At 40.7% G+C, this 9,507-nt stretch carries 15 protein-coding genes; 2 read left to right on the top strand and 13 right to left on the bottom strand.

Annotated features, from left to right (window positions below):
• From QAI40_RS15475 to QAI40_RS15425, 13 genes are all read right to left on the bottom strand, one after another.
• Positions 1-1,838: phosphotransferase (locus QAI40_RS15475; protein WP_299983618.1), on the bottom strand; the 1,838-nt coding region annotated here is incomplete at its 3' end.
• Between the two features lie 24 nt (positions 1,839-1,862).
• Positions 1,863-2,156 carry a hypothetical protein gene (locus QAI40_RS15470; protein WP_304511792.1) on the bottom strand — a complete coding sequence of 98 codons (294 nt, stop codon included), beginning with the start codon at positions 2,154-2,156 and terminating at the stop codon, positions 1,863-1,865.
• Positions 2,147-2,245: a DUF3024 domain-containing protein gene (locus QAI40_RS17225; protein ID WP_442875404.1), complete on the bottom strand. Its 99-nt coding sequence runs from the start codon at positions 2,243-2,245 to the stop codon at positions 2,147-2,149. The genes QAI40_RS15470 and QAI40_RS17225 overlap by 10 nt, the downstream gene beginning before the upstream one ends.
• 1 nt (position 2,246) lies before the next feature.
• Positions 2,247-2,495 carry a DUF3024 domain-containing protein gene (locus QAI40_RS17220; protein ID WP_442875403.1) on the bottom strand — a complete coding sequence of 83 codons (249 nt, stop codon included), beginning with the start codon at positions 2,493-2,495 and terminating at the stop codon, positions 2,247-2,249.
• 218 nt (positions 2,496-2,713) lie between these two features.
• Complete coding sequence (locus tag QAI40_RS15465; RefSeq protein ID WP_299983614.1) at positions 2,714-3,562, bottom strand: alpha/beta fold hydrolase; 849 nt, start codon at positions 3,560-3,562, stop codon at positions 2,714-2,716.
• A gap of 79 nt (positions 3,563-3,641) precedes the next feature.
• On the bottom strand, positions 3,642-4,796 hold the full coding sequence (locus tag QAI40_RS15460; protein WP_299983612.1) for a Fic family protein: 1,155 nt from the start codon (positions 4,794-4,796) through the stop codon (positions 3,642-3,644).
• Between the two features lie 401 nt (positions 4,797-5,197).
• Entirely contained in the window at positions 5,198-5,428 is a 231-nt protein-coding gene (locus QAI40_RS15455) for a hypothetical protein (protein ID WP_299983610.1), read from the bottom strand.
• A 97-nt stretch (positions 5,429-5,525) separates the two neighbouring features.
• Positions 5,526-5,738, bottom strand: coding sequence for a hypothetical protein (locus QAI40_RS15450; protein ID WP_299983608.1), 213 nt, complete (start codon positions 5,736-5,738; stop codon positions 5,526-5,528).
• 199 nt (positions 5,739-5,937) lie between these two features.
• On the bottom strand, positions 5,938-6,951 hold the full coding sequence (locus QAI40_RS15445; protein WP_299983606.1) for a virulence RhuM family protein: 1,014 nt from the start codon (positions 6,949-6,951) through the stop codon (positions 5,938-5,940).
• Positions 6,952-6,955: 4 nt separating this feature from the next.
• Positions 6,956-7,696: a Swt1 family HEPN domain-containing protein gene (locus QAI40_RS15440; protein WP_299983604.1), complete on the bottom strand. Its 741-nt coding sequence runs from the start codon at positions 7,694-7,696 to the stop codon at positions 6,956-6,958.
• A gap of 120 nt (positions 7,697-7,816) precedes the next feature.
• Positions 7,817-8,104, bottom strand: coding sequence for a type II toxin-antitoxin system RelE family toxin (locus tag QAI40_RS15435; RefSeq protein ID WP_299983602.1), 288 nt, complete (start codon positions 8,102-8,104; stop codon positions 7,817-7,819).
• The gene (locus QAI40_RS15430) at positions 8,094-8,345 is read right to left on the bottom strand and encodes a type II toxin-antitoxin system Phd/YefM family antitoxin (RefSeq protein ID WP_299983600.1); all 252 of its coding nucleotides are present in this window, start codon (positions 8,343-8,345) and stop codon (positions 8,094-8,096) included. Before QAI40_RS15430 ends, QAI40_RS15435 begins: the two co-directional genes overlap by 11 nt.
• A gap of 258 nt (positions 8,346-8,603) precedes the next feature.
• Positions 8,604-8,765: a hypothetical protein gene (locus QAI40_RS15425; protein ID WP_304511791.1), complete on the bottom strand. Its 162-nt coding sequence runs from the start codon at positions 8,763-8,765 to the stop codon at positions 8,604-8,606.
• Positions 8,766-8,918: 153 nt separating this feature from the next.
• Between QAI40_RS15425 and QAI40_RS15420 the strand changes: the two genes are divergently transcribed.
• Positions 8,919-9,179, top strand: a complete 261-nt coding sequence (locus QAI40_RS15420) for a type II toxin-antitoxin system RelB/DinJ family antitoxin (protein ID WP_304511790.1) — start codon at positions 8,919-8,921, stop codon at positions 9,177-9,179.
• Positions 9,176-9,373 carry a type II toxin-antitoxin system YafQ family toxin gene (locus QAI40_RS17215; RefSeq protein WP_442875402.1) on the top strand — a complete coding sequence of 66 codons (198 nt, stop codon included), beginning with the start codon at positions 9,176-9,178 and terminating at the stop codon, positions 9,371-9,373. The genes QAI40_RS15420 and QAI40_RS17215 overlap by 4 nt, the downstream gene beginning before the upstream one ends.
• Positions 9,374-9,507 lie beyond the last annotated feature (134 nt).

Below are 9,507 nucleotides of genomic sequence, written 5' to 3'. Positions count from 1 at the left end.
CCCACGTGGGGAACGTTGTTATAGCTGTCCAAAAAGGGTCTTCCCCACTCGTCAAACAAGTGGGTCTTCCAGCCGCGCAGGAACATAACAGGGTCGGTGTAGGTCAGTTTCAGGTTCTGCCCGAACCTTGCCTTTCGTTCGGCCAGTACGCCGGCCTTAGAGGGCGGCTGGTAAGCAAGTCGTTCATCATCAAGGTTTAGGATGGCCGCCGGGTTGGGGTAAAGCTTAGACCAGAAGTCAAGTTCATCTGGATCTACCGCACCGGGCCAGTTGGGATCAGTACTGATCAGGCCTGTCTGAAAGTGCAGGTGCGGGGACCATCCGCCGTTGTGCTGCTGTTCGCCGAGGGTGGCAAAGGCCTGCCCTTTTTCGATGGGTTGTCCCGCAGTGAGTATCCCAACCGATTCCGGATTCAGGTGGCCGTAAAGGGTGAAAAAGGGCGCGCCCTTTTCGGTTTCATGGCAAAGGATGACAAGGCCGCCATAATCCAGGTTGTCCTTTCGGTTCTCAACGGAGGCCACAGTGGCGTTTAACGGCGCGTGAACCCTTGTGCCGGCCGGGGCAAAAATATCGACGCCGATATGGACTGTTCTGCGATTGCTGGCCTTAAAGGGCCCCTTGTAAAAGGCCTTGTCCGTATAGATCAGGCGGGGTTCTGCGTAATATCCCAAATGCAACCCTTGGGGTTCAACACCAAGGGTTGCAGCCTCCTCAGGGGTCAGATCGAATGGATCCTGGGGCAGGGTGCTGTCGGCCACGGACAGGCTGGCACGGGGCAGAATATCCAGGGCCCGACCCAAAACCTGGGCAAAGCACCCGCGGTTTTCATCCAGCCATTCCATGACCGATTGGGCGCTGTCGTTCACCCCGAATCCGCAGGCGGCGCGCAGGCGGGCTGCAATCAGATCCGGGTTGACCTTGTGAGACTCCAGAAACGCCCAGGCAGGCCCCTGGGAAATCAGGACGTAGGGATCATCGGGCTTTTCCTGGGCCATCATTGTGGAGTTTACCACAGAAACGGCCAGACGCAGGCGTAAAAGGGGCAAGATCATGTCGATCTCTCTGGAGGATAGCGGGTAAACGCTGTGAAACCCCTGTACCAAATCTTCCAGCGCACTTTCCGGGTCCGGTTGATCCAGTACCACGTAGGCGGCTGCAATGGCCAGGTCGCAGACCACGGGAGCCGCGCACATATCCCCTAAATCAATAATCCCTGAGATGGCAGGGGAATCCTGCAGGCTGCCGGTCACCAGAATGTTGTAATTGTTGATATCGTTGTGGATGGCCTGGGCGGGCAGGGCGTTAAGATCTGCCTTGATTCCGGCAAAATCATCCAGAATTTGTCTGAGTATCTTTTGCCGGGTCGCATCAGCAATCATGCCCAGGTTATCTGTAATCCAGTCACCAGAGGGCAGGTGCCATTTAAATTCCCGGTAAAGTCCGGGATGATCAAAACCTGTCAGGGCCTTATCCGTGGCGCCAATGGTTTCCCCAAGTTTGTGGATAAGGTGACGGGTCTTGGGTTTAAATTCGGCCCAGGTTTTTCCATCAAGGTTTTCAAGCACCCACAGAATCCGGTCACAGCCCTTTTCGTCTTTGCAGGTTTCAAAGGGCCGGCCTTTTTGCGATGGCACAACAAGGGGCAAAGGTAAGGTGAGAAGGTGATTCAGTGCACAGCACTGCAGGTCCACAAGATCGGTTTGGCAGCCTTCCCGCATCACTTTGAGAATATGGGTGGAATTGATCCGAAAATTCAGATCATACTCGCCGTCAAGTTGCGTAAACCTGCCTTTAATGCCCCAGAGGTTTTGAACCTCCTGCTGCCAGTGCTTTGTCATGCGTTTCTCCATAAGGAAAAAGGTTTAAAAATTTATCGCTGCTACTTTTTTGAGGAGAATCAGCAATCCAACAGCTGTTCCCATAGTACCCATTGGGACATATATTTTATCCGGTTCAGGCAGTAACCCTTCGTCAATCTGAGCTTTCAGTTCCAAACCTGCATTCACATATCCAATAGTTCCCATAGGTGCTGATCCGCCAGGCCATATAATATATGGGAACTTCCCATTGGTAATGAATCGTTGTATCATTCTGGCAGCAAGCGGTAGGGGCCGCTGCAACGAATTGTTTTCTGTCGAGTCTTTGGTTAACCCCAAAAACAACCATATTTGTCTTGGTTGATAATTTCTAAAACTTCTTCCAAAGAATCTGATTCCCGAAAAGGTTCATAACCGTGCCACTTCATATCAGCTCTTTTCCAATAGAGTTTCCATTTCTTGGTACTTTTTACAAAAAATGGCTTTGGCAATAGATCCTTCAATTTTCTGAGTTTGATTATCCCATACAGGCCTAATATCGAAAATTTCAAAACTTTGGTCTGAGATCCTGAAAGAAAGATCCAATTTGCTCCTTTTTTCTGGAAAGGGTCTTCTTTTCTCGACAAATTGCCCTACGATTCTCTCTATTCTTTTTATTTCAAATTCACTTAAAGTCATATTTACCTATGCATTTGTAATAATGCTCACATAATCGCGGTGCAGCCGCCTATAACCACCAAAATCACCGGTGAAATCCGGTTCATTTTTTTTTGTTGAATTATGTATGCTGTCCCCTGAATTCTCAAGAAGGCTATTAAGAAACGATATAACTTGAAAAAAGTGGCTTAACTCGGTCTCCAGTTTTTTGGGGGAGGATCGCATTATCTTTTTTATTGTTAATGAGAAGATATATATAGATCAATAAATTCACCAACTTTTGCACTGTGAGTCTCTTTATTGCTTTCCATCATTTCAAGGCTTGACAAAGGCATAATTTTTACCATTTTTTCCATTATATCAATGCCGTGAAGATTGTCTGTTTTTGCACCGATAATCACAACAGGAGATTTGATATCCGATAATTTTCCCCATAAAGAATAATTTCTAATTGCATATGCATTTGCTTTTAACCTAACAGGCTCGGCAGCATCAATCGTTCCGCAGTATTTTTTTACCTGACCAGGTTCATTTTTCATGTCCAACCTGAAATAACTCAAATAAGTTTTTAATATAGGCCTTATTACAGTGTATAATATGGTCGGGATAAATTTTATTATAAACAAAATCCAGCCTGGAAATGGAAAATCGCAAATAGGTGAAACCAGAAAAGAATTTACGGGCTGCCTCTTTTTTATAGCAAGATAATCAAGAATCACTGTAGCTCCCATTGAACTTCCGGCAAAGTAAAATGGTTGACTCTTGGGCACCATTTCATCAACTAATGTATCTATATCACTGCTCATCTGTTCAATGGACAGATCAATTGTTTTCATATTTGGGAATTTTGCACTTCTTTTCTCCCGTGTTTCAACATAAAGAATTTTATATTTTGGCGCAAGGGTACTCAATACATCTTTCCAGCCATTGATCAATGATATCCATCCTGCAACAAAAACAATAATAGGTTTTTCAGGATCAGGATTATTAGGTTCAAAGTCAAATATTTTTATTTCAACTTTATCTGGCAGGCAAAGAGTTTTTTCTTTTACCCTGAAATTTTTGTTTAATAAAAAATCGTCAAACATAATTATTCTTTCATTAACGTAAAATTAACGCTGAACATCTGCGGTTTAACCGTAGCATGTTTTTTGTTATTATTCTTCCTTAGTTATTATTCTTTATTTTTTTAAATGAAGACCACTTTCCCCAGTCAAGATCATAACTGGCACTCCTGCCTCCTCCTGGCATTTTGATCAAAATTCCTTTATTTACAAGATCGGCTAATTCCCTTTGGGCTGTGGCACGACTGGTATGTGCGATTCCTATGTATTTTTTGTTCTTTAACCCACCTTCAAAACCACCAGCACCTGCGTCAAGTAGCCGGTTAATCACTTTGGTTTGACGCTCGTGTAGCCTTACCTGGGCAAAATTCTGCCAGAACCGTGCTTTTGTCATTATCTTTTTTAATAAAGTATTGGAATTCAGGATAGCCCTATTCATGCATTCAAGAAACCATTTCAACCACTCTGTAATATCACCAGTACCTGATTGTGTGGCTTTCAAAATTTCATAATATTCATTTCTCTCAGCCATAATCTGTGAAGAAAGGCTATAGAATCTTTTCGGATTGTTTTCATCTCTTGCAAGCAACATATCAGTCAAAGTTCTTGCGATACGGCCATTGCCGTCATCAAACGGATGAATTGTAACAAACCATATATGAGCGAGCCCAGCTCTGATGATGCCATCCAATTGATTTTTTTCATTTATCCAGGATATGAATGTTTGCATTTCTTTATCAAGTTTTTTTGCAGGGGGTGCTTCAAAATGAACTTTCTCCTGTCCAATAGGCCCGGAAATAACTTGCATCGGTCCCTTGCTATCATCTCTCCATTGACCAACAGATATTTTTACCATACCAGAGTAACCAGTTGGAAAAAGGGCCGCATGCCAACCCCAAATTCGTTCCAGAGTCATTTCTTTTGAATAACTAATAGTCGCATCCAGTAAAATTTCTACAAGGCCCTCGATTTTTTGGTCTCTTACCTCCTTCAATCCAGCATCGGGTAGACCGAGTCTGCGTCCAACAGAAGATCGAACCGCATCGGGATCCAATCTTTCACCCTCGATTGCTGACGTCTTTAATGCTTCTTCAACAAGAACATCTACTCGTGCCGTTTGCTGAATTTCAAACCCCAACTCCTTGATCTGAGTTATTAAAGCTCCTTGACTGAATCGGATATTGCCCAAGGGCTTTAACAGTTTTGCACTGTCCCATTTGAGACCTGGCCAAGATTTAGTTTGCCAAATGTATTTCATAAGATGAGTCGATTTCCCTTTCCATGGAATTGATATTTGAGTCGTTTAATCCATTAATTAACTCAATATTTGAGTCAATTATTATATTTAATCAACTCAAAGTCAAGGAAATATTGTGTGGTTAATGTTGAAATCGATGTATATTTCTTAAAGTGATGTTTTTGGGGTCAGAAACGTTAACCTAAGACGATTTTAGAGGCGTTTTTCAGCACTTTATTGAATATTTTCAATCTATTAGCTTGGTCCGGCAAAAACAACTTTGAACATCTGCGGCTTGGCGCCGGGTAGCCGGGGGCTGTTGCCAGCCCCAAGCCCCCTAAGAACCGGACATGAGATTTTCACCTCATCCGGCTCAAGCATTTGTAAGGCATCTTGCGACACCCGGCAGTCAAAAACTGCCTTCACGATACGCGGTTGTATACGGGGTGCTTTCTCATGCCCGCACGGCCGTCAGTAACATCGCTGTTACTATCATCCACACCAGTACGGTTATTCCGTTCAAGTCGTTTCACGTGATTCAACACCATATCAGAAGTCAGCACATTTTCATGGACGGGCAAATTTTGAACCCGTATCTGATCCATTACAGAACAGCATTCGCTTTTTCTGATCTCCTCTACCCGCACTCCCATAGGTCAGCCTTGCGGCCAACAGGAATACGGGCTTACCAAGTTCCGCCTTTAATACTCGATGGGTTAGCGTCTGTTTGTACGCCGGAGGAATCATAGATTACGTAGAGCGACTGACGAACGCTCTATCCATACCTCTTGCCTTTTGGCCCAGGCCTGTCAGCACCTTTGGCCTGTTCAACATAACGACGTTTAATAACAGTTCACATATGTTACGCATACCACCATTCATAGCTCCCATCCAGATTGATGCTTCCAGAGTTGAGTTCCTCTCACGAATCCCTCTCCAGGCAATAACTGCCAAGGGTTTCATTGTCTTTCGGGCTCCGCACAAAATCATTACTGATAATGCACGCCGAAATATAAAACTGCCGGTAATACAGCAGGTTGGGTCACTGCCCAACAATATTAAAAGCGACTTAACTTGTCGCAACGTCAGGATTTTGTTGTTGGGTTTGCTGTTTATTGTCGTTCAACAAACTGTAGTCACCCAAAATCCCTTGACCATCTTTTCACTTTTTCTTTTCTATCTGTTTAATGGCTTTATCAAAATCACTTAATGAAATTTTGTTATCAGCAATTCTTAATTTATTAAACTTCTCATATTCGTTATCAGCAATTTGTTTTGCCATTTCATGGGAAATGTTACCGGCATTTTCTAAAATTTCCCTATCATTAATACTTAAAAAAGCATCAAGTTTCTTTATCCAGTTTTTCATGTGCATGGGAACTCTACGCATTGCCTGACCCTGGGCAAAAATCAAATATTGCTCAACAAGGTTGTTTAATGCCAAAAGCTCATCTTCAGATAAATAATTTTTTGCAATCACTATATCCTGTTTTCGAACCTTTACCCCTCTATAATTTGTTAATCCCATATCTTGTTTTTCAGCATCTGCTCTGGAACGAATAATTTCTGCCGCTGTTTTACCTGTGATTGCCCAATGCATTTTATTCTGTACAGTCTTAAAAAAATTTATGCTGATATTCAGAGTAGGATCATAATCAACACTGGTTGCATATATGTCTGTGATTTTTTGATAAAATCGCCGTTCAGAAGTCCTGATATCCTGAATCCGACGAGTAAGTTCTTCAAAGTAATCAAAGGGAAGATCCGGGTTTTTTAATCTCTCATCATCTAAGGTAAACCCTTTTACGATATATTCTTTCAACCTTTCAGTTGCCCAGATACGAAACCGGGTGGCAATATGGCTTTTTATCCGGTATCCAACTGAAATAATCATATCCAGATTATAATAATCAAGACACCTTTTTACTTCACGGTTTCCTTCTTTTCGAACTGTCAAGTATTCCTTGACAGTTGTTTTTGGAAACAACTCTTGCTCTTTATATATATTGTTTACATGTAGACTTATATTTTGCTTTGTGGTTTGAAAAAGCTCTGCCATAAGCTGCTGTGTCAGCCAAACTGTTTCATCAGACAATTTTACATCTATTTTGACAGTACCATCTTCTGCTTTATAGACTAAAAACTGTCCTTTTGAATTTTCTATTTCGTTTTTCATTCCATTAATTCTCCAGAATGGTTTTTAAATCAAGCAAATGGGTTTCCACAAAACGGATAGAATGTGAACCGTTAACCCCTAATTCAATGGGAATCTCAAAATTTTCTTTGGTCTCCTTAACATTGCCAAGAAAGTTATCCATTATAGTATGATCCTTTTTAACAAGATAACGATATTTAGCAGCACAAAGAGGGCAGAAAGCCAGATACAATTCATGATTTTCTTTTGTGAAATCATCACTTACCTGGACGGCTTCAAAATAGTAGGAACCATCTTTTAGTTTGAATGGCATCTCGTTAGCGCACATTTGACAAACCAATTTCTGATCATCATTTGTATATTGATCTTTAAGCCAAATTTTTGGATCATGATTCGGTCTTGATGTTTTAACAGATCTTTCTTTTTTCTCATAAGTTCTACTATCAGCCTCATCATGTCTTGTTCGAATCTTTTCTTTTACATAGTGTCTGTCTTGGGTTGAGAAGTTGAATTGTTGTGCAAATCGATACCAATTTTGATCAAGTATTCTCAATAAAGCAGCCAGATCAAGCCCTTCTATGTCAGAAATATTTTTTCTGTCAACCCATTGTTTTTGCTGATATGATAAGGTTGACAGAACCAAAGAGTTCCACCAACCTTTATCCAAGGAGGAAAGTTGTTTTTTAAGCCATGTAGAAAGTTGTTTTGCTGTGATAAGTAGCAATTCAACAAATTTACCTGGTATCAACCTACTGTCTATATTCATAGTTCTTTTTGAGCCTTAAAAAATAAATAATGAAATGTAAACATGAAAATCTGCGGTATCATCCGCAGCATTTTTTTTGTTTGAATATAACCTTTGTGCTGGAATAAGAGTTTGATAATTTTAATTTTTTCTTTTGTGGGCTTTTTTATACACTACATTCCTCTCTCTTTTCCCAACAGCAATTACCAAAATATAAATTTCTTCATCAATGACTTCATAGACCAACCGGTATCCAGTTGCACGAAGCTTGATCTTGTAATGATTTTTAAAACCAGAAAGTCTGCTGCTTGTTATATGAGGAGAGTTTAGACGTTCTTTTAATTTCTTTTTTAATTTCGTTTGAATTGTGTTATCAAGTTTTTTCCATTCTTTAATCGCAGTTGGTAGAAACTTTAATTTATAATTCATCTATTGAAATTTCCACAGCTGATATTTTTTCATTTTGACGTTCTTTGATAATTAACCCTAATTGATAATCCTCAATTTTTTCAAGTATCGCTTCATATGTTTCAGCAGGGATCAAATAAGCAGTCGGCTTATTATGATTGAGAATGGCAATAGGTTCGCCATCAGACTGCTCGATGAGAGCCGATGGATTTTTCTTTAATTCAGAAATGCTTGCTGAGCATTCTGCTAATATAGATTCCATAAATTCACCTATAAACTTTATTTAGACCATAAATACGACCTTATTTTAGGTCTTAAATAAAAGATTGTCAAGTTTTCATTATTTAAATTATAGATAGCGACTTGTTGAAAAGTCTAAAAAAAGTGGCTTACCTCACCCTCCAGTTTTTTGGGGGAGGATCACTATCTTGAAATGCCCGTTTTAGATAAAATGCCATCTGTTTTTCAGCAGCGTTGCCATGCTCTTGAAATTTATTGAGTATAGAGGGAAAAGAACACTTTACCTTAAAATCATTACATACCGGCTGACAACCCCGAGGATCTTTTTTTTCTGCATGGCTGACACAACGCCTGCATTAAATCGTTCTGAAGACAAAGGCGCCTGGATGATATGGCTTAGAGTCCAGTTTATTATCAACCAGATAATTGAGGCTATATTCAAAAGCGCCCCGGCCCTGGCTGTCAACTGCACCGGCTTGTTCGCTTCAAGCCACTGTTATCAAACCATATTAAAGTGGTTGATATTTTTCAAATAAGCTGTATATTAAATGTAATGATATTGTCAATACAAACGTATAATCAGTAGGAGTAAGTCATGGCAAAAACAACAACAATTCAAACCCGAGTCGATCCCATTGTTAAAAACAATGCTCAAATAATATTGAAAAAATTAAATATATCAATGTCAGAGGCCATTTCAATGTACCTCTCACAGATTACTTTACATAATGGAATCCCTTTTGAATTAAAGATTCCCAATGAGGTTACAGCTAAAACACTTAAAGACGCGGAAGCTGGAAAAAATGTCCATAAAGTTGACTCTGTTGATGAATTATTCAAGGAGCTTGATAGTTGAACCTACATTACACGACCCAATTTAAGAAAGATTATAAAAGGATCAAGAAACAAAACAAAGACCTTTCAAAAATTAGGGTTGTCATCGAAAAATTAGCCGCCGGCCGAGTGTTGGAACCGAAATATAATGACCACCAATTGTCTGGTAACTGGAAAGGGCATCGCGATTGCCACATTGAACCAGACTGGCTGTGAGCGGCGGCGTGAAAATGTCATAAAATCCCTGCTTTGAAAATGTATGCAAAAAAAACTGGCAGATCGTTGTTTTTGAACTGCCAGCCTGGTTAAATTATAATTGCTTTTTCTCTTCTCTCATCCGATAACTATCA

The organism is Desulfobacula sp., from assembly GCF_030611305.1.
GTDB lineage: Bacteria > Desulfobacterota > Desulfobacteria > Desulfobacterales > Desulfobacteraceae > Desulfobacula.
The sequence above is the reverse complement of the archived record's forward strand: the minus strand, read 5'-3'. Positions and strand labels throughout refer to the sequence as shown.

Bases quoted from the DNA above. Each gene is read 5' to 3' on its own strand.
- QAI40_RS17225 (WP_442875404.1), bottom strand. From the start codon at position 2,245: ATGAAGTGGCACGGTTATGAACCTTTTCGGGAATCAGATTCTTTGGAA.
- QAI40_RS17220 (WP_442875403.1), bottom strand. From the start codon at position 2,495: ATGACTTTAAGTGAATTTGAAATAAAAAGAATAGAGAGAATCGTAGGG.
- QAI40_RS15465 (WP_299983614.1), bottom strand. From the start codon at position 3,562: ATGTTTGACGATTTTTTATTAAACAAAAATTTCAGGGTAAAAGAAAAA.
- QAI40_RS15460 (WP_299983612.1), bottom strand. From the start codon at position 4,796: ATGAAATACATTTGGCAAACTAAATCTTGGCCAGGTCTCAAATGGGAC.
- QAI40_RS15455 (WP_299983610.1), bottom strand. From the start codon at position 5,428: ATGGGAGTGCGGGTAGAGGAGATCAGAAAAAGCGAATGCTGTTCTGTA.
- QAI40_RS15450 (WP_299983608.1), bottom strand. From the start codon at position 5,738: ATGAAACCCTTGGCAGTTATTGCCTGGAGAGGGATTCGTGAGAGGAAC.
- QAI40_RS15445 (WP_299983606.1), bottom strand. From the start codon at position 6,951: ATGAAAAACGAAATAGAAAATTCAAAAGGACAGTTTTTAGTCTATAAA.
- QAI40_RS15440 (WP_299983604.1), bottom strand. From the start codon at position 7,696: ATGAATATAGACAGTAGGTTGATACCAGGTAAATTTGTTGAATTGCTA.
- QAI40_RS15435 (WP_299983602.1), bottom strand. From the start codon at position 8,104: ATGAATTATAAATTAAAGTTTCTACCAACTGCGATTAAAGAATGGAAA.
- QAI40_RS15430 (WP_299983600.1), bottom strand. From the start codon at position 8,345: ATGGAATCTATATTAGCAGAATGCTCAGCAAGCATTTCTGAATTAAAG.
- QAI40_RS15420 (WP_304511790.1), top strand. From the start codon at position 8,919: ATGGCAAAAACAACAACAATTCAAACCCGAGTCGATCCCATTGTTAAA.